The 19,205-nt window shown below is 67.7% G+C and carries 12 protein-coding genes and 1 tRNA gene; 7 read left to right on the forward strand and 6 right to left on the reverse strand.

Annotated elements, in window-relative coordinates; all coding sequences use genetic code 11:
- Window positions 1-129: 129 nt before the first annotated feature.
- Window positions 130-792 (forward strand): ligase-associated DNA damage response endonuclease PdeM, encoded by a 663-nt coding sequence (gene pdeM, locus KV697_RS12120; protein WP_219018409.1) that lies wholly within the window; start codon window positions 130-132, stop codon window positions 790-792.
- 133 nt (window positions 793-925) lie between these two features.
- Here pdeM and KV697_RS12125 read toward each other — a convergent pair whose 3' ends face one another.
- Entirely contained in the window at window positions 926-1,675 is a 750-nt protein-coding gene (locus KV697_RS12125) for an energy transducer TonB (RefSeq protein ID WP_219018410.1), read from the reverse strand.
- Between the two features lie 118 nt (window positions 1,676-1,793).
- Here KV697_RS12125 and nadB point away from each other — a divergent pair, with 118 nt between their 5' ends.
- From nadB to KV697_RS12150, 5 genes are all read left to right on the forward strand, one after another.
- The gene (gene nadB, locus KV697_RS12130) at window positions 1,794-3,371 is read left to right on the forward strand and encodes an L-aspartate oxidase (RefSeq protein ID WP_219018411.1); all 1,578 of its coding nucleotides are present in this window, start codon (window positions 1,794-1,796) and stop codon (window positions 3,369-3,371) included.
- A gap of 383 nt (window positions 3,372-3,754) precedes the next feature.
- Window positions 3,755-4,744 carry a serine hydrolase gene (locus KV697_RS12135; protein WP_374011360.1) on the forward strand — a complete coding sequence of 330 codons (990 nt, stop codon included), beginning with the start codon at window positions 3,755-3,757 and terminating at the stop codon, window positions 4,742-4,744.
- 94 nt (window positions 4,745-4,838) lie between these two features.
- Window positions 4,839-5,255 carry an Imm30 family immunity protein gene (locus KV697_RS12140; protein WP_219018412.1) on the forward strand — a complete coding sequence of 139 codons (417 nt, stop codon included), beginning with the start codon at window positions 4,839-4,841 and terminating at the stop codon, window positions 5,253-5,255.
- Between the two features lie 165 nt (window positions 5,256-5,420).
- Window positions 5,421-8,195: a DNA polymerase I gene (polA, locus tag KV697_RS12145; RefSeq protein ID WP_219018413.1), complete on the forward strand. Its 2,775-nt coding sequence runs from the start codon at window positions 5,421-5,423 to the stop codon at window positions 8,193-8,195.
- A 214-nt stretch (window positions 8,196-8,409) separates the two neighbouring features.
- Window positions 8,410-9,924 carry a lipopolysaccharide biosynthesis protein gene (locus KV697_RS12150; protein WP_219018414.1) on the forward strand — a complete coding sequence of 505 codons (1,515 nt, stop codon included), beginning with the start codon at window positions 8,410-8,412 and terminating at the stop codon, window positions 9,922-9,924.
- A gap of 114 nt (window positions 9,925-10,038) precedes the next feature.
- Here KV697_RS12150 and clpS read toward each other — a convergent pair whose 3' ends face one another.
- From clpS to KV697_RS12170, 4 genes are all read right to left on the reverse strand, one after another.
- On the reverse strand, window positions 10,039-10,383 hold the full coding sequence (clpS, locus tag KV697_RS12155) for an ATP-dependent Clp protease adapter ClpS (protein WP_219021377.1): 345 nt from the start codon (window positions 10,381-10,383) through the stop codon (window positions 10,039-10,041).
- 128 nt (window positions 10,384-10,511) lie between these two features.
- On the reverse strand, window positions 10,512-13,805 hold the full coding sequence (locus tag KV697_RS12160; RefSeq protein ID WP_219018415.1) for an error-prone DNA polymerase: 3,294 nt from the start codon (window positions 13,803-13,805) through the stop codon (window positions 10,512-10,514).
- A gap of 160 nt (window positions 13,806-13,965) precedes the next feature.
- Window positions 13,966-15,519, reverse strand: coding sequence for a Y-family DNA polymerase (locus KV697_RS12165; RefSeq protein ID WP_257575305.1), 1,554 nt, complete (start codon window positions 15,517-15,519; stop codon window positions 13,966-13,968).
- The gene (locus tag KV697_RS12170; protein ID WP_219018416.1) at window positions 15,410-16,171 is read right to left on the reverse strand and encodes an ImuA family protein; all 762 of its coding nucleotides are present in this window, start codon (window positions 16,169-16,171) and stop codon (window positions 15,410-15,412) included. The genes KV697_RS12165 and KV697_RS12170 overlap by 110 nt, the downstream gene beginning before the upstream one ends.
- Before the next feature lie 131 nt (window positions 16,172-16,302).
- On the opposite strand from KV697_RS12170, the gene KV697_RS12175 reads away from it, so the two are divergent.
- Window positions 16,303-16,377 (forward strand) — tRNA-Gly (locus tag KV697_RS12175).
- Window positions 16,378-16,834: 457 nt separating this feature from the next.
- Here KV697_RS12175 and KV697_RS12180 read toward each other — a convergent pair.
- Window positions 16,835-19,150, reverse strand: coding sequence for a DNA translocase FtsK (locus tag KV697_RS12180; protein WP_219018417.1), 2,316 nt, complete (start codon window positions 19,148-19,150; stop codon window positions 16,835-16,837).
- Window positions 19,151-19,205: the final 55 nt, after the last annotated feature.

Here is a 19,205-nt window from a genome sequence, read left to right on the forward strand (position 1 = left end):
TCATGCCCGCCGGAACCCCCTGTGCCAAAAGGACGGCGCGCTTTACGCTTATGCGCGCCCGACGCAAGGGCTTTCGGCGACCGTTTGCAAACGCTTGATATTGCCAGGCGTCAAGCGCATGGACCGGAAATGGTTCCCTTTTCGTTCGGCGGTCATGCATTCCAGGCGCTGGCCGATGGCGCGCTCTACTGGCCCGCGCGGGGGGCGTTGCTGGTCGCCGATCTGCATCTGGAGAAAGCGAGCTGGTATGCGGGCGGTGGACAGATGCTGCCCCCCTATGATTCGCTGGCGACGCTCACCGAGCTGACCGCGATCGTGGCGCGGACCGGCGCGCGGGAGGTATGGTGCCTGGGCGACAGCTTTCATGACGCGGACGGCTGCGACCGGCTGTTGCCCGACGCCCGCGCGATGCTCTTGGCGCTGACCGGGGCGACCGACTGGACCTGGATCACCGGCAACCACGATCCGGTGCTGCGCGACCGCTGCGGCGGCGCGGTCACGGAGGAGGCACTGGTCGAAGGCCTTATCCTGCGCCACGAGGCCGATCCGGCGGAGACGCGCCCCGAACTGTCGGGGCATTTCCACCCCAAACTGCGGCTACGAGTGCGCGGCAAGCTGGTCGCGCGGCGATGCTTCGTGGGAACGGCGAACAAGCTGATCCTGCCCGCCTTCGGCGCGCTCACCGGCGGGCTGGACGTGGACCACCCCGCGCTGCGCCAGGCGGTCGGCCGCCCCGCCGAGGCGCTGGTGCCGGTGCGCGACCGGATGCTGCGCTTCCCCGTCGCGGCGTGATTATTCCTCCCCGGCACGGGGAGGTGGCAGGGCGAAGCGCTGACGGAGGGGGGCTTCCACACAGGATACCCCTTGCGGCACACCCCCTCCACCACCGCTTCGCGGCGGTCCCCCTCCCCGTTCCGGGGAGGACTCACCGCCCCTCCGGCGGCTCGCGCTCCAGGACCCAGTCCTGGCTGACGATGATGATCGAGCGGACCGGCCGCCCGTCCGCATCGCGCGACGGGTCGTAGCGATAGCGTTTCTCGATCAGGCTGCACGTCGTCTCATCCAGCGCGCGGTTGCCGCTGCTCTTGGTCACAACGCAGCCGCTGACCCGGCCGTCGACATTGACGAAATAGCGCACCGTCACGCTGCCGCTGACGCCCGCCTCGGCGGCTTCGCGCGGATAGTCGGAGTCCTTGATCCGTCCCTTGATCCGGCGCGGCGGAGTGTCGTCGCCATAACCGTCGCCGTCGCCCGCCCCGCCGCTGCCCGTGCCGTTGCCGACTCCGCCAGCCCCCGTGCCGGGACCAGGCTTGTCCGACGCGCCTTGGGTAGCCTGCGAGCCGGTGCCCGCGACCGGCGCGGCGACCACTGGCGAGACGGGCGGCAGCACGACGACCGGCGGCGGCGCGACGACTTGCGTCGCCTGAGACCGGAGATTGGGCGGTGCGGCGGCTCCGCGCGGGCGGTGGGTCTGGACCCGCTTGGGCTGGATGCGCGGCGGAGGTGGGGGTGCTGGCGGACGCACGTCGAAACTGTCCAGCGCCGCACTGGGGACCGGCAGGGTCGGCGCGAAGCCCAGCCCGACGACCAGCGCATAGCCCATGCCCCCCACGATCAGCGCCGTGGGGATGCCTGCGCGCAGACGGTCGCGCCAATCGGGCCGGGCCAACGTCATGGAAGAAAGGTGGGAAGCCCCGCTGCGCCCCGCAAGCCGCTTACCCTCTGTCCCCCGCCCGCCGTCCGTGCCACAGGACCGTCATGCAACCCCGATCCGCGCCACAAGGAGTCCGCGCATGACCGAATCCGATATCCTGATCGTCGGATCGGGCGCGGCCGGGCTGACCGCCGCGCTGAACCTGGCCGACCGGTTCAAGGTCACGGTGCTGGCCAAGGGCAAGCTGAACGAAGGCTCGACCGCCTGGGCACAAGGCGGCATCGCCGCCGTGCTGGAACCCGGCGATACGTTCGACAGCCATATCGAGGACACGATGGTCGCGGGCGCCGGGCTGAACGACCGCGCCACCGTCGAGTTCGTCGTCGAGAACGCCCCCGCCGCGATCGAGCGGTTGCAGAAGCTCGGCGTCCCCTTCGCGACCGAGGGCAATGTGCTCCATTTGACGCGCGAGGGTGGCCATTCGCATCGCCGCATCGTGCATGTCGCCGACGCGACCGGCTGGGCGGTGCTCGACGCGCTGCTGAAGGCGGCGGACGCGCATCCCAACATCACCATGGTCCCCGATCAGGTGGCGATCGACCTGGCGACCAGCCGCCATGAGATGCGCTATTCGGGCGCGGGGCATGTCTGGGGCATCTATGCCGTCGATCGGCGGACGGGGCGCGTCGTCGTGCACAAGGCGCGCGCGACGATCCTGGCGACGGGAGGGGCGGGGCGCACCTATCAATTCTCGACCGCGCCCAAGGGCGCGACCGGCGACGGCATCGCCATGGCGTGGCGGGCGGGCGCGCGCGTCTCCAACATGGAGTTCATGCAGTTCCACCCGACCTGCCTCTACAACACCCAGGTCAAGAATTTCCTGATTACCGAGGCGGTTCGCGGCGAAGGCGGGCACCTGAAGATCCCCGAGACCGGCCACCGCTTCATGCCCGATCTCGACCCGCGCGCCGAACTGGCGCCGCGCGACATTGTGGCGCGCGCGATCGACCATGAGATCAAGCGGCTGGGCCTGGATTACGTCCATCTCGACATCAGCCACCAGCCGCCCGCCTTCGTGCGCGAGCATTTTCCCAACATCCACGAAAAGCTGCTCTCGCTCGGCATCGACATGACCGTGCAGCCGATCCCGGTCGTCCCCGCCCAGCATTACACCTGTGGCGGCGTGATCGTGGACCGCGACGGGCGCACCGACCTGCCCGGTCTCTATGCGGCGGGCGAAGTCACCCAGTCCGGCCTGCACGGCGCGAACCGGCTGGCGTCCAACTCGCTGCTCGAATGCTTCGTCTATGGCGAGGCGTGCGCCAACCATATCGCGGCGCATTGGGACGAGCTGCCCCCGCCGCCCGCCATCCGCCCCTGGGACGAAAGCCGCGTCACCGATTCGGACGAAGAGGTGGTCATCAAGCAGAACTGGACCGAAATCCGCCGCTTCATGTGGAATTATGTCGGCATCGTCCGCACCACCAAGCGGCTGGAGCGCGCGCAGCACCGCATCCGCATGCTGACCGACGAGGTGAACGACTATTACGGCCATTTCCGCGTCACGCCCGACCTGATCGAACTGCGCAACCTGCTCCAGACGGCGGAACTGATCGTTCGCTGTGCCCTCCATCGCAAGGAGAGCCGGGGGCTGCACTATACGCTGGATTACCCCGAGACCCTGCCCGAGGCCGTCGACACGATCCTGATTCCCTGACCCCCCATTCCTCCCCTGGAAGGGGAGGTGGCAGGCGCAGCCTGACGGAGGGGTGTAACCCTATCGAGAACGGGCCCCCCCTTCGACGCGCTATGCGCGCCACCTCCCCTTCCAGGGGAGGAACGAGGAAGTTTCGCATCTTATCGTGCCCTTGCGGCCTTTCGTCGCAAGCCCTGTGCGCGGGGATTTCCCCCACTGGGTCAACCCGTAAGGATACCGGTGTGTAGCGGGGTACAGCGGTGACGAAGCGAGTATCGAACGGCGGGCTGCGTTCATGGCCTGCCGGGTTTCTCCTCCTGGGGCTGGCAGGCTGTGGAGCCGATTCACGCCCCGGCGCGACCTCGCATGCCCCCAATGTTGCCCATCCGCAGATTTCGGTATCGATGCCGCTCCCCCCGCCCCGTCCCAGCCGTGCCCCCGCCGCGCCCGCCGCGCTGGTGTCGACGATCAACCGTCTCTCCGCGTCGTTCGCGGGCAAGAAGGGCATTGCGGTGCGCGCGGTCGATGACGGCTGGACGGTCGAGGTCGGCGGTCGCCAGCGCCTGCCCCAGCAATCCGTTTCCAAGCTGTGGGTCGCGATCACCCTGCTCGACTTACGCGACCGGGGCCGTGCCCGCCTGGACGAACCGATCGTCGTGCGGCGCGAGGACCTGACCCTCTTCCACCAGCCGATCGCGATGCTGGTCAAGGGCGATGGCTATCACACCACGGTGGGCGAGTTGCTGAACCGCGCGCTGACGATGAGCGACAATACCGCGAACGACCGGCTGTTGACCTATGTCGGCGGGCCGCAGGCGGTCCGCGCGATGATCGCCGCCAAGCGGCTGGGCGATATTCGCTTCGGTCCCGGCGAGCGGCTGCTCCAGGCCAAGACCGCCGGACTGACTTGGCAACCCGCCTTCGCGACGGCAGGCGCGTTCCAGGCGGCGCGCAACCGGCTCGATCCGGCGGCGCGCAAGGCCGCGCTCGACGCCTATGTCAGCGATCCGCCCGATGGCGCCGCGCCGATCGCCATCGCCGATGCACTGGCCCGGCTGGCGCGCGGCGAGTTGCTGTCGGAGACCTCGACCCGCATCCTGATCGACACGATGGAGGCCTCGCGCACCGGCCATGCCCGCCTGCGCGCCGCCGTGCCGTCGGGGTGGACCATCGCGCACAAGACCGGCACCGGCCAGGATCTGGGCCGCCGCAATGCGGGCTTCAACGATGTCGGCCTGCTGACCGCCCCCGACGGCCGCCGCTTTGCCATCGCGGTGATGATCGGCGACACGACCGAGGATATCCGCAAGCGCCAACAGCTGATCCAGAACGTCGCGGCGGCGGTGGCCAATGCGGCGGGACCGCCGAGAGGGCCGGTCGCGGTAGCGAATTGATGGTTACTGACAACCAAGTTCGCCCACCTGCGGTCGTTCCGCTGACGGGCCATCGTGAAGCGTGATTGAGGACGATCTAGCGCAGCTACGGTCAGTGATCGCGCAGGACGCGACAGCCCGCGACATTGATGCTGCTCTTGAGCCGATCGCCTCTACCCGCGATCCAATAACAATAGCGCCTCTTCTGCTCATGTTGAACGATGGCACGGAAGATGAAGGTCTTTGGTCACTGGTTCATGCCGTCGAGCAGTTCGATGACGCAATCTATATCAGCCACTTTCTTGCCGCCCTTTCTGGCATGGTGGTCGCCTCAAGCCGCTGGGCGGCCATTATTATGATGAGGATACTTAACTCCGATGCATCCCGGGCGGAGTTGATACGCCAAGTTCGGGGGGCGCCTACAGATACACAGGAGGCCGCTACCTTCATCTGCGGTGCTATCAACGAACGAGACGTGCGGTTCCTAACGAAAACGGCTGGCGTTCTGATCGCTGCGTCCAAGGGCAGCTAATCTACCAATTCCAGCCACTCGCTCCTTTTCAGATCCCATCAAAGGCCAAACCTTGGCGCGTCAACGACTCGTGCTGATCCAGCGTGGCCCATCCGCCACAGCCCTGAAAAACCGCTAACATCAGGGGCTGTTTACCCTCCCCCGCATCCGCTAAACCGCAGCGATATGCCCCATCTCTATCTCGTCGACGGCTCCGGCTATATCTTCCGCGCCTATCACCGCCTGCCGCCGCTGACGAACAAGCATGGCGAGCCGGTGGGGGCGGTGTACGGCTATACTACCATGTTGTGGAAGCTGGTGGACGAGATCAACGCTGCCGATGGGCCGACCCATATGGCGGTGGTCCTCGACAAGTCGTCCAAGACCTTCCGCAACGACATGTACGACCAGTATAAGGCGCACCGGCCCCCGCCCCCGCCCGATCTGGTGCCCCAGTTCCCGATGATCCGCGACGCCACCCGCGCCTTCTCGCTGCCCTGCATCGAGGAGATGGGGCTAGAGGCGGACGACCTGATCGCCTGCTATGCCCGCGCCGCGATGGCGCAGGGGTGGCAGGTCACGATCGTCTCGGGCGACAAGGACCTGATGCAGCTGGTCGAGGATGGCAGCCTCGACATGCTCGACACGATGAACAACCGGCGGCTGGGCGAGGCGTACGTTCAGGAGAAATTCGGCGTCGGGCCGAAGCAGCTGGGCGATGTGCTCGCGCTGATGGGCGACAGCGTCGATAACGTGCCGGGCGTGCCGGGTGTCGGCCCGAAAACCGCCTCCAAGCTGATCGTCGAGCACGGCGACCTCGAATCCGTGCTCGCCGCCGCGCCCGAGATGAAGAAGGGCAAGCTGCGCGACAACCTGATCGAACATGCCGAGAATGCCCGGCTGTCGAAGCGGCTGGTCACGCTGGAGTGCAACGCGCCGCTGCCGCAGCCGCTGGAGGAACTGGCGCTGCATCCGACCATCCCGGATGCGCCCTTGCGCGCGTTCCTTGAGCATCACGGTTTCCGCTCGCTGATCGCCAAGATGGGCCAGATCACCGACGACGCCGCGCCCGCCCCCGCCGCCGGAGAGGCCGCACCCGCCGCGCCGATGGACGATGACGAGCCGTGCAATCTCGACGGCTATACCACGGTGCAGGACCTGGCGACGCTCGACCAGTGGGTGGCCGACGCGCGTCATCAGGGTTTCGTCGCGATCGATACCGAGACCAGCTCGACCGACGCGACCCAGGCCGAACTGGTCGGGGTCAGCCTGTGCCTGGCGCCCAACAAGGCGTGTTATATCCCGTTGGGACATGGCGGAACCGATCTGCTGGCCGAAGTGCCGGTGCAGATTTCCGTCGCGGCGGCGCTGGAGCGGCTCAAGGCACTGTGCGAGGACCCGTCCGTCCTGAAGATCGGCCAGAACCTGAAATTCGACATGATCGTGCTGGGCGAGCGCGGCATTGCCGTCGCGCCGCATGACGATACCATCGTGCTGAGCTTCGACCTCGACGCCGGGCTGCACGGCCACGGCATGGACGAGCTGGCCGCGACGCATTTGTCGCACACCTGCCTCGCCTTCAAGGAGGTGGTCGGCACCGGCAAGAAGCAGCTCGGCTTTCACGAGGTCGATCTCAAACTCGCCACCCGCTACGCCGCCGAGGATGCCGACGTCACGCTGCGGCTGTGGAAGCGGTTCAAGGCGCGGCTGCCCATGGAGCAGGCGACGCGCGTCTACGAGATGGTCGACCGCCCGCTCGTCCCCGTCATCGCAGGCATGGAGCGGCGCGGGATCAAGGTCGATCGCGACCGCCTGTCGCAACTCTCGACCGAGTTCGCGGGCCAGATCACCGCGCTAGAGGGCGAGATCCATGGCCTGGCGGGCACCCCCTTCACCATCGGCAGCCCCAAGCAGCTGGGCGAAATCCTGTTCGACAAGCTGGGCCTGAAGGGCGGGCGCAAGGGCAAGTCGGGCGTCTATTCGACCGACGTGACCGAACTCGAACGGCTGGCCCGCGACGGCGGCGACGCGGCGGAGATCGTGCGCAAGATCCTGGAATGGCGCCAGCTGTCCAAGCTGAAGAGCACCTATACCGACGCGCTTCAGGCGCAGATCAACCCGAAGACCGGCCGCGTCCACACCAGCTACAGCCTGACCGGCGCACAGACCGGCCGCCTGTCCTCGACCGAGCCGAACCTTCAGAACATCCCGATCCGCACCGAGGTCGGACGGCAGCTGCGCGAGGCGTTCATCGCCGAGGACGGCCATGTCCTGATCGCCGCCGACTATTCGCAGATCGAGCTGCGGCTCGCCGCGCATATGGCCGATGTGCCCGCTTTGCGCGATGCGTTCGCCAATGGCGACGACATCCACAGCCTGACCGCGATGGAGCTGTTCGGCGAGGTCAATCGCGACACGCGCGGGCGGGCCAAGACGATCAACTTCGCCATCCTCTACGGCATTTCTCGCTGGGGGCTGGCCGGTCGCCTAGACGTGTCGGCGGACGAGGCGCAGGCGATGATCGACCGCTATTTCGAACGGTTCCCCGGCATCAACCGCTATATCGCCGAGACGCTGTCGAGCGTGCGCGAGAAGGGATTTACCGAGACGCTGTTCGGCCGCAAGACGCATTTCCCGCGCATCGCCTCGCGCAACCAGGGCGAGCGCCAGGGGGCCGAGCGCGCCGCGATCAACGCGCCGATCCAGGGCACCAGCGCCGACATCATCAAGCGCGCCATGGTCCGCATGGAACCCGCCCTCGCCGCCGCGGGGCTGGGGCATGTGCGGATGCTGCTGCAGGTACATGACGAACTGGTGTTCGAGGCGCCCGAGGCGGATACGGAAGCGGCGGGTGCGGTGATCCGCGAAGTCATGGCGGGTGCGGCCGAACCGGCGGTGTCGTTGTCGGTGCCGCTAGGCGTCGAGATCGGCTTCGGCAAGAGCTGGGGCGCGGCGCATTGATCGGCCGCCCCCGTCCCCTCAACCTCATTCCTCCCCAGGTTCTACTTGGGGAGGGGGACCGTGGCGATAGCCATCGTGGAGGGGCATGGCCGTCCGCTACGGCAACGATCCTCGCGACCGGTTACACCCCTCCGTCAGGCCTGCGGCCTGCCACCTCCCCTTACAGGGGAGGAATATCCGACGATTGGCTGGCCTTGGGGCTTCGCGTCCACTGATGGCGCAGACCCAGGACATCGAAACGCTCGCCAAGGGCGGGCGGACCAATATCGCGGGATTCGTCCTGCGGCTGGCGGCGCGCATCCCGTTCCTGTTCATCGCGGGGCGCATTTACGGTCCCGATCTGGTCGGGCGCTTCGCCATCGCGGTCGTCGTCGTCGAGCTGGCGGCGCTGATCGCGACGCTGGGCATGAAGCGCGGACTGGCGCAGGCGCTGTCCTCGACCGACCGGCCGCATGTCCATATCGTCTGGGACGCGATGGCGCTGGCCTTCCTCGCCTCGGTCGCGGCGAGTGCGGTGCTGTGGAATTTTCCCGAGCTTCTCTATCCCAACAGCGCGATCACCGGGCTGGACCGGTGGTTGCCGTGCATCATCGTCGCCATCGCCTGGTCGGACGTCAGCCTCGCCGCGCTCGCCTATCGCCACAACGTCAAGGCGACCGTCACCGCGCGCGCGGTAATCGAGCCTTGGACCATCTCGATCGCGGCCTGGGTGTTTTCCTTCTTCACCATCCGCGACGGCCTCGTCCTGTCCTATGTCGCGTCGATGACGGCGGCGCTGATCGCCAGCCTGGTGCCGTTCCTGCGCAGTTATGGCCTGCCGCATGGCTGGAGCCCGCGCCTCGCGCGTGTCTTCGCGCTCGCCCGCGCCAATGCGCCGCTGGCGGGCGCCGACGCGCTGGAATGGGGCACGCGCAATGTCGACCGCTTCATTCTGGGCGTGATGTTCGAGCCGCGCGTCGTCGGCATCTATTATATGGCGCAGCAAGTCGCCTCGCTGCCGCAGAAGCTGAAGACCAGTTTCGACCCGATCCTGGGCCCGGTCATCACCCAGAGCCTGGCCAATGGCGATATGGGCGCGATCGCGCGGCAGGTGCGGCAGGTGGCGTTCTGGATCATGGCGGCGCAAGGCTGCCTGGCGCTGATGGGATCGATTCCGGGCGAGGGCGTGATGGGCGTGGTCGGCCCGCAATTCGTGTCGGGCACCGCCGCACTCGCCTTCCTGCTGTTCGCCGAGGTACTGGCCTCGACCGGCGCGGTGTGCGAATCGGCGCTGGTCTATACCGCGCGGCACCGCAACCTGATGATCTCGATCGCGATGCTCGGGGTGCAGATCGCGCTTAGCTTCGCGCTGATCGTCGGGATGCGCAAACTCGGCTGGCCCGAGACATGGGCGGCGGCGGGGCCTGCGGTGGCGCTGGCGATGAGCGTGACCATGACCTCGGTCATCAAGGCGCGGGTGCTGTCGGGCATGTTGAAGGCGCCGGTGTCGCCCTTCCGCTGGCCACTGGTCTGGGCGGCGGCGGCGGCGGTCGTCGTGGGCGGTGCGTTCACGCTGCTGCCCAAGCGACTGGAATGGGCCGAGCTGCTGTTCGGCGAGCCTGCGATCGCGGCGACCTATCTGCTGATCCTGTGGCGCTGGGCGTTCGGTCCGGCCGACCGCGCGCTGTTCGGCAAGGCCCCGACGGCGGAGGAAGCGACGCTGCCCAATGCGGGCGGAATCACACGCTAGGAGCAGACCGGGCCGCCTCATTCCTCCCCTGCCAGGGGAGGAATAGAAGGAATGTCGGTTGGACCTGGGTTTTCGTCTCGGCCCAGTCCTATCCAGGCGAAGAAGGTGGGCCGATTACGCCTTTTCCAGCGTGCATTGCAGTGGGTGCTGGTTGGCGCGGGCGAAGTCGATCACCTGCGCCACCTTGGTCTCGGCGACTTCATAGGAGAACACCCCGCATACCCCCACGCCGCGCTGATGGACGTGCAGCATCACGCGGGTCGCATCGTCCATGCTCATACGGAAAAAGCGCTGGAGGCACAGCACGACGAATTCCATCGGCGTGTAATCGTCGTTCAGCATCAGGACGCGATACGGCGTCGGCTGCTTGGTGCGCGTACGGGTGCGCGTCGCGACGCCCAGGCCGGTGCCCTCATCGTCGCCATGGTCGGGGCCGTGCCCCGGTCCATCGCCGGCCATTCCCAGAGGATGGGTGAAAGTGTCGCTGATCTCGGCCATGACGGTAAAATATGGCATGGCGGGGGGTGCGCACAAGCCCTTGGGGACAGGGTCGATCGTATAAATCGGCACGCTTCGGGTGGATGCCCCTAATGAAAATCCCGCGAGCGCGGCAGCAGGCGCACATCGCGCGGGTGGACACCGCGTTGCGCCGGGGCGCCACGCGGATCGTGCGAGCGCGTGGCGGCGGCGGGCACGTCCTCCAGCCGGGTCAGCATCGCGCTGCGGTCCTCGACGCCCGCCGTCATCAGATGGACGACGCCCTCCTCGCTGCGCTGGACGACGCCGTGGAGCAGCATTAGCCGTGACGCCATGACCGCGCGCCGGTTCGCCTCGAAGTCACGCGCCCAGATCAGCGCGTTGACGATGCCCGTCTCGTCCTCGATCGTGACGAAGATCGCATTGCCCTTGCCCGGCCGCTGGCGGACCAGCACCACCCCCGCCACCTTGGCCCGCCGCCCATCGGCCAGATGGTTGAGATCGGCGGCGGACAGGATGCCTTCGCTTGCCAGCTCGCGGCGCAGGAACGCCATGGGATGGCCCTTCAGCGACAGCCGCGTCGCCCGGTAATCGGCGCTGACCTGTTCGGAGAGCGGCATGGGCGGCAGCTTAACATCGGGTTCGGCGGCCATTTCGGGGGCCTCCATCGCGGCGAACAGCGGCAGTTGCGCCGACTTCATCCGCCGCGCCTCCCACTGCCCCTCGCGTCGCCCGCTGCCCAAGGAGCGATAGGCGTCGGCCTGCGCCAGCAGATCGAGCGCGCGGCGCGGAAGTTGCGCGCGGATCGCGACCGACTCGATGGTTTCATAGGGGGCGTGATCCGCAATCCCTTTGCCCCAGACCTCACGAAAGGCGTCGATCTGCCGAAAGCCCAGCCGCAGGGCGAAGGCCCCGTCCTCCCGCCGCTCCAGCCGATTGTCCCAGCCGCTGAAATTCACATCGACCGGCCGCACCTCGACCTTGCCGTTTTCGCGTGCGTCGCGGACCAGCTGGGCGGGCGCATAGAACCCCATGGGCTGTGCATTGAGCAATGCGCAGGTGAAGATCGCGGGCTGATGGCGTTTCAGCCAGGCTGAGACATAGACCAGCCGCGCGAAGGACAGCGCATGGCTTTCGGGAAAGCCATAGGAACCGAACCCCTCGATCTGCTTGAAGCAGCGCTCGGCGAAGTCGGGTTCGTAGCCGCGTCGGACCATGCCGCCGACCATCTTCTGCTGGAAATTGTCCATCCCTCCGACCTTGCGGAACGTCGCCATGGCGCGGCGGAGCTGGTTGGCCTCGTCGGGAGTGAACTTGGCGGCGGTAATGGCCAGCTTCATCGCCTGTTCCTGGAACAGTGGCACCCCATAGGTCTTGCCGAGCAGCTCTTCCAATTCGTTCGCCGGGCCATGGTCGGGATGGGGCGAGGGATAGGTCACGACTTCCTTTTTCGACCGCCGCCGCAGATAGGGATGGACCATATCACCCTCGATCGGTCCGGGCCGGACGATCGCCACCTGCACGACCAGATCATAGAATCGCTCGGGCTTGAGCCGGGGCAGCATGTTGATCTGCGCGCGGCTCTCCACCTGAAACACGCCGATGCTGTCCCCCTTTTGCAGCATCTCATAGACCCGCTCGTCCTCGTCCTGCGCCAGATCGTCGAGGGTCGGGCGCGGCAGTCCGTTCGCTTCCATCAGGTCGAACGCCTTGCGGATGCAGGTCAGCATGCCGAGCGCGAGGATATCGACCTTCATGATCTTCAGCTCGTCGATATCGTCCTTGTCCCACTCGATGAAGGTCCGCCCCTCCATCGCGCCGTTGTGGATCGGTACCGTCTCGTCGAGCCGTCCCTGCGTCAGCACGAAGCCGCCGACATGCTGCGACAAATGGCGCGGTGCGCCCAGCAGCCGATCGACCAAGGTGCGCAGCCGCGCAATCTCGGGATTGTCCGGCGAGAAGCCGGTTTCGTGGAAGCGCTTTTCCTCGAACTGCTTGGAAAAGCTGCCCCAGACAGTGCTGGTCAGCCGCTGCGTCACGTCCTCGCTTAAGCCCAGCGCACGGCCGACCTCGCGCACCGTGCTGCGCGGGCGATAATGGATGACGGTCGCGGCGATGGCGGCGCGGTGGCGGCCATAGCGGTCATAGATATACTGGATCACCTCCTCGCGCCGTTCATGCTCGAAATCGATGTCGATATCGGGCGGCTCGCCCCGCTCGGCAGATACGAAGCGCGAAAAGAGCAGGTCATGCTTGGTCGGATCGACCGAGGTGACCCCCAATATCCAGCAGACCGCCGAATTGGCCGCCGATCCCCGCCCCTGGCACAATATGGGTGGCGTCAGGCTGCGCGCATGTCGCACCACGTCATGCACGGTCAGGAAATAATGCGCATATTGCCGCTTACGAATGAGCTTGAGCTCGTCTGTCAGCGACGTTTGCAGCTTGGGCGGCACGCCCTCCGGAAATTTCGCCTCCGCTCCCGTCCATACCAGCGCCTCGAGCCAGTCCTGCGCGTCCCATCCCTTGGGTACCGGCTCGTTCGGATAGTGATAGGATAGCTGGTCCAGCCGGAAGGCGATGCGCTCCAGGATCGCCACGCTCTGCGCCACCGCGTCGGGACGGTCGGCGAACAGCCGCATCATCTCGGGCGCAGGCTTCAGGTGCCGCTCGGCATTGGCCGCCAGCCGCCGCCCGCCGGTTCGGATAGTCAGCCCCTCGCGGATACAGGTCAGTATATCCTGTACCGGTCGGTCTTCGGGCGTTGCAAACAGCGCATCGGTGGTGGCGAGCAAGGGCACACCCCTCGCCTCGGCCAGTGCAGCCCACGTCACCAGCCGCCGCCGATCCGCCCCCGATCGCGGCATGGTCACACCCAGCCAGACCCGCCCCGGCGCCACCGCCATCAATCGGTCCAGCGTCGCCGCCAACCCCGGATCGGCGCGCTGGGGGGGCAGCATGGCGTCCTCCATGGGCTCGCAAGGCCGCGCGGATGATGAGGGGAGGGCGATCAGCAACAATCCCTCGGCATGGCGGATCAGGTCGCCCAGCCCCAGGATACAGCCGCCCTTCCTCGCGCGCTTGTTACCCGTCGTCAGCAACCGGGTCAGCCGCCCCCAAGCCGCCCGATCGACCGGATAGGCCACGATGTCGGGTGTCCCATCGGCAAAGACGAGGCGCGCGCCGACGACCAGGTCGAAGGGGGGCATCTGCTCACCCAGTTTCTCGCGGATTTCCCGGAGCGCCCGGTGCGCGCGCACGACACCCGCCACCGTGTTGCGATCTGCAATGCCAATTCCGTCCAGCCTCAACAGGATCGCCTGCTGGACCATCGCCTCTGCCGAACTCGCCCCGTCGAGGAACGAGTAATGGGTCGCCGCGACCAGTTCGGCGAAGTCGGGCATTACCCTTTTCCTCCCCCATGGGGGGAGGGGGACCATGCGTAGCATGGTGGAGGGGTGTTGCCGGTTGCGATGGCGACCATCTTCTCCGGCGGTGGCACACCTCCATCAGGGCTATGCCCTGCCACCACCCCTTGCAGGAAAGGAATTTCAGCACCCGCTTTCACGCGAACAGCCCGTGCACATACCAGCGCGGCCGCTCGGTCTCGCTGTACAGGCCGTGGCGGAATATCCAGAAGCGCCGCCCACGCACATCCTCGACCCGGTAATAGTCGCGAGTCGGCGGGGCCATGTCGGCGCGGCGCCACCATTCGCCTGCGATCCGCTCCGGCCCTTCGGCGCGTGCCACGTCATGCATCTTCCGCCGCCAGCGAAACCGCGCCGGAGGACCATCCGGGGTTTCCGCCGCGAGCGATTCGATCGGCTGGGGCGGGTCGAACAGATGAATCGGGCGCAAGGGCGGCTCACCCGCCTCCGGCCGGGCCCATTCGGCCTTGGGCGCCGGCTCGGTCGCGGGGAGGAGTAGTTCGGCCTGTTCGGGCATATGGCTGTCGCGCGGATGGATGCGCCGCACCCGCTCCCGCCCCAGCCGCGTGCCCAGCCGATCGATCAGTGCGGCCACCGCCTCCGACTTGGCCTCGCCCCCCTCCAGCCGCAATTGCACCGCGTCCAGCTTCTCGGCCAGCCCCACGTCCAGCCGGATCAGGTCGTATCCGAAACCGGGATCGAGCGGATCGGCCAGCGCCTCGATCCGCTCGCGGAACAGCCGCAGCAGGACGGCGGGGTCGCGGGTCGGCTGCCCCGTCTCGACCCGCAAGGCCTGTACCTCGCCATCGGAGCGGAACAGCCGCGCGTTCCAGCGCCGCCCGCCCTCATGCCGCTCCTCCAGTGCCCGCGCCGCTTGCGCCGCCAGTTCCTCCAGCACGCCCAGCATATGCTCGGTGCGCGCCACCGGCTCGGCGAAGCGCCGCTCCACCCCGATCGGGGCGGCGACGACGCGCGGGGTCAGCGGGCTCTCCTCTTCGCCGGTCAGCCGCCTGAGCGCCGTCGCCGCCTCGCGCCCGAAGCGCGCCGCAATCGTCGCCATCGGCCGCGCCAGCACATCGCCGACCGACTTCAGCCCCGCCGCGATCAGCGCCGCGCTCGCATCCTCGTCCAGTTCCAGCGCGGCGACGGGCAGGCGGCGGATCGCCCCCATCTCGTCCGGGGCCGGAGCGCCCGCATGACGCGCCAGCGCCCGCGCCGCCTCGGGGGTGTCGCCGTACGCCAGCCGGACGGTGATCCCGCGTCTGGCCATCCGCGTCTCGATATCCTCGGCGAGGCCCCGCTCGCCGCCGAACAGATGATCCGCCCCTGCGCTGTCGAGCACCAGCCCCTGCGGCGGATCGAGCGCCACCGCCGGGCTGTAGCGCCGCGCCCCCTCGGCCAGCCGCTCCAGCCAGTCGGCATCGGCGGCGGGATCATGCGGAAATATCTCGACCTCGGGCACCCGCGCGCGCGCATCGGCCAGCGTCAGCCCGACCGACAGCCCCGCCGCCAGCGCCTGTCCGTTGAGCGCGGCCAGGCGAATCGCGCCGCCCACCGATTCGGCAAAGGCGATCGGTGCCTCATCCCGCGCCACGAACAGGTGCGGGCGCCGGGCTCGCAACCGCTCGATCGGCAACCAGGGGAAGGCGAGCGCCAGATAGCGGCGCGGGGTCGAAGCTTTGCGTGTCACGGTTCCACTCCACGCGCCACCGGGCGCCCGCAGGCCCTCCCCTTCGGCGCAGCAATTCCAGATCATAGGCCGGTGCCCCCGGCGCGTCGGCCGCCAGTGCCCGCGACGGCGCCGACGCCACCGACCATCGGGTCGCCGCGGCGCTGGGCACGACCTGGCCGCCGACGCGCAGCACCAGCATCAGCACGCCCGAGGCTTCGGCCGCCAGCATCAGCCGTCGCGACGCGGTGAGGTCCAGCCCGCGCATCGCGCCCCAGCCCTCCGCGATCACCGTGCCCAGCCCCGGACAGCGCGCGCCATCGGCCGCCGCGCGCAGCAGCGCGGCATCGTCGGCGACCACCACCACGACCAGATCGGCGGGGTCGAGTCCCATCGCGACCAGCCCCGGCCCATGGAGTCGCCCGCCCTGCCGCTCGGCCGCCTCGGTGCGCAGCCACAGGACCGGCCGCGCCCCCACCGTCAGCGCACAGCCGAGCGCCAGCCCCGCGCCGCTCGCCGCCTCTTCGGGTGAAAGCGCATGGATTTCATGCAATTGCGCACGGGCCAGCCGGACTCCAAAGCCACCCCCCGACTCCATTCCACCGTCATCGCCTTGCGCCACCAGAGCGGCGGCGCGGCGCAGACGGTCGATCAGGGCGAAAGGCTTCTCCATATATGTTCTTGTAATGTTCTAATGCCGGAGTCGCCAGCCGTAAAAAAACTGAAAAAAGTGCTTGCCGGATTCGAAACCCGCATCTAATAGCCCGCCTCACCCCAGCCGGTCAGCCGGTTCGGAACGCCAGAGCGGGCGTAGCTCAGGGGTAGAGCACAACCTTGCCAAGGTTGGGGTCGAGGGTTCGAATCCCTTCGCCCGCTCCAGTTTTCACTAAGATAGTGAGAACGTGCGACACACCATCGACGCGATGGCCCAGCATCAACATTGTACCTGACCGCCTCAGTGCAATGACGCGACTTATGCTTCCCTGATAAATTTCCGCCATATGCTGATGGTCTTGCGGCTTGGTTCAGGCGGTCGGTGCAGACACTTCCCTCAACCGCTTGAGCGCCACGGTAGATCGACTCACGTTGGCTCGATGCTCCCCTCTCCTGCGAACGGAGGCAAGGATGAGCGCCGCTTGAGTCAGGGGGCGAGCGAACCGGTTCGTAGGGCAAACACCCTCTCACCCGGCTTAGACCTGGCTTTTGCCAACCACAGCCCCTGTCCGCGCAATTCTCTCCCCCATTGAGGCGAGAGGGGAAGACAGGCATTCCGAACGTCGGGGGCGGGACCAGAGCCCAAACGCCGTCCACACGCCCCGGTCGGTCGCCCAGCGTCTTAAATCGGATGCCCTTCGGTATCGCGCAGCACCTCGCGTCGCCCGACATGGTCGGGACGGCCGACGATGCCGTCCGTCTCCATCCGCTCGATCAGCCGCGCCGCCGAGTTGTACCCGATCCGCAACTGCCGCTGGAGCCACGAGGTCGACGCCTTCTGGCTCTCGCACACCAGCTGGATCGCCGCGCGGTACTGCTGGTCCTCGGCCGTGTCTTCGCCCGTGGGAGCGCCGTCGAGCGCGAAGCTCTCCGCCGGTTCCTCGGTGACCGAGGAGATGTAATCGGGCTGCCCCTGTGCGCGCCAGTGATCCGCAACCCGGTGCACCTCGTCGTCCGAGACGAAGGGACCGTGGACGCGGACGATGCCCTTGCCGCCGGGCATATAGAGCATGTCGCCGCGGCCCAGCAGCTGTTCGGCCCCCTGTTCGCCCAGGATGGTGCGGCTGTCGATCTTCGAGGTGACGTGGAAGCTGATGCGGGTCGGCAGGTTCGCCTTGATGACGCCGGTGATGACGTCGACCGAGGGGCGCTGCGTCGCCATGATGAGGTGGATGCCCGCCGCGCGCGCCTTTTGCGCCAGGCGCTGGATCAGGAATTCCACCTCCTTGCCCGCCGTCATCATCAGGTCGGCCAGCTCGTCGACGATCACGACGATCTGCGGCAGCGGCTCGTATTCGAGCTTTTCCTCCTCATAGACCGGCTGGCCGGTCTCCGGGTGATAGCCGGTCTGCACCTTCCGGCCGAGCGGCTGGCCCTTGGCCTTGGCCGCGCGGACCTTGTCGTTGAAGCTGGCAAGGCTGCGCACGCCGACCGAGGACATCTGACGATAGCGGTCCTCCATCGTCTCGACCGCCCATTTCAGCGCGCGGACCGCCTTGGCCGGATCGGTGACGACCGGCGACAGCAGATGCGGAATGTCGTCATACATCGACAACTCCAGCATCTTGGGGTCGATCATGATCATCCGGCACTGCTCGGGCGTCAGGCGGTAGAGCAGCGACAGGATCATGCCGTTCAGGCCGACCGACTTGCCCGAACCCGTCGTACCCGCGACCAGCAGATGCGGCATGGGCGCCAGGTCGGCGACCACCGAGTCGCCCGCGATATTCTTGCCCAGGATGATCGGCAGCTGAGCGGCCTGGTCGGCGAAGCTCTGCGACGCGACCAGCTCGTGCAGCGACACCATCTCGCGCTTGGCATTGGGCAGTTCGATGCCGATGACGTTGCGCCCCGGAATCACCGCGACGCGCGCCGAGATCGCCGACATGTTGCGCGCGATATCGTCGGCCAGCGCGATGACGCGGTTGGCCTTGATGCCGGGCGCAGGCTCCAACTCATACATGGTGACGACCGGGCCGGGGCGAACCTCGACGATCGAACCCTGGACGCGGAAATCGTCGAGCACATTCTCGAGCAGCCGGGCATTGCGCTCCAGCGCCGCCTTGTCGATCTGTCCGGCGGGCGAGGGCGGCGCGGGCGTCAGCAGGTCCAGGCCGGGTAGCTGATAGGGCGCGTCGCGGTCGGCCGCCGTCTTGGGCTTGGCGGGTGCGGGCGCGACCTGCCGGTCGGCGATGACGGGGGCGGGGCGATCCTCGCGCACCGGCACCGCCTTGCGGGCCAGCGTCAGCGGCTCCTCGTCATCCTCGTCTTCGTCGTAGAGCGCCTCGTCCTCATCGTCCCAGGGCAGCGCCTCGCCGTCCTCGCTCACCGCCCGGCGCCGCCGCAGACGCGCCAGGCCCCGCTCGGCAATGTCGAGTTCCAAGCTGCGGCCCCAGATCAGCGCGCCGCCCAGCCCGAAGGCCAGCCCGATCACCACCGATCCCCAGGTCACCACCGCCGCCTGGCCCGAAAATTCCAGCGCCCAGCGGACGAGGCCCGCCACCGACAGCCCGATCACGCCGCCCCATCCGGCGGGCAGCGCCAGCACCGCCGAATCGGAGACGAAGGACAAGGCGCAGGCCATCAGCACGACGCCGAGCACCGCCTGGCGCAGCATCTTCACGCAGCGGCCTGCCGGGCGATCCCGCCACAGCCGGGTCGCGATGATCGGCCCTACGGGGAGGATCAGCGCGACGGCGGGACCGAACAGGGTCAGCGCGATGTCGGCGATCCAGGCGCCGGGATGGCCCATCCAGTTGGCCGGGGCCGCGCCCGAGGCGGTGTTGAGCGCGGGGTCGCTCGCCCGGTAGCTGGCGAGCGCCAGTACCAGCATCAGCGTCACGGCAAACAGGATGAGCGCGGCGACCAGCGCACCGCTGCGCACCGCCCCCGCCTTCACCGTCTCGCGCCATAAAACCGGCTGCGCGCGGCTGGCCATGGGTCTTGTCCTTCAGGAATGTCCGAAAATCCGGGAAAAATCATCGCCTCTGGCG

The sequence above is a fragment of the Sphingomonas sanguinis genome, assembly GCF_019297835.1.
In the GTDB taxonomy this organism is placed as follows: domain Bacteria; phylum Pseudomonadota; class Alphaproteobacteria; order Sphingomonadales; family Sphingomonadaceae; genus Sphingomonas; species Sphingomonas sanguinis_D.

What these genes read in the sequence shown, in the direction of transcription:
- KV697_RS12135 (WP_374011360.1), top strand. Translation starts at nt 3,755, where the DNA reads ATGCCGCTCCCCCCGCCCCGTCCCAGCCGTGCCCCCGCCGCGCCCGCC.
- clpS (WP_219021377.1), bottom strand. Translation starts at nt 10,383, where the DNA reads ATGGCCGGCGATGGACCGGGGCACGGCCCCGACCATGGCGACGATGAG.
- KV697_RS12150 (WP_219018414.1), top strand. Translation starts at nt 8,410, where the DNA reads ATGGCGCAGACCCAGGACATCGAAACGCTCGCCAAGGGCGGGCGGACC.
- polA (WP_219018413.1), top strand. Translation starts at nt 5,421, where the DNA reads ATGCCCCATCTCTATCTCGTCGACGGCTCCGGCTATATCTTCCGCGCC.
- pdeM (WP_219018409.1), top strand. Translation starts at nt 130, where the DNA reads ATGGTTCCCTTTTCGTTCGGCGGTCATGCATTCCAGGCGCTGGCCGAT.
- KV697_RS12160 (WP_219018415.1), bottom strand. Translation starts at nt 13,805, where the DNA reads ATGCCCGACTTCGCCGAACTGGTCGCGGCGACCCATTACTCGTTCCTC.
- nadB (WP_219018411.1), top strand. Translation starts at nt 1,794, where the DNA reads ATGACCGAATCCGATATCCTGATCGTCGGATCGGGCGCGGCCGGGCTG.
- KV697_RS12125 (WP_219018410.1), bottom strand. Translation starts at nt 1,675, where the DNA reads ATGACGTTGGCCCGGCCCGATTGGCGCGACCGTCTGCGCGCAGGCATC.
- KV697_RS12170 (WP_219018416.1), bottom strand. Translation starts at nt 16,171, where the DNA reads ATGGAGAAGCCTTTCGCCCTGATCGACCGTCTGCGCCGCGCCGCCGCT.
- KV697_RS12180 (WP_219018417.1), bottom strand. Translation starts at nt 19,150, where the DNA reads ATGGCCAGCCGCGCGCAGCCGGTTTTATGGCGCGAGACGGTGAAGGCG.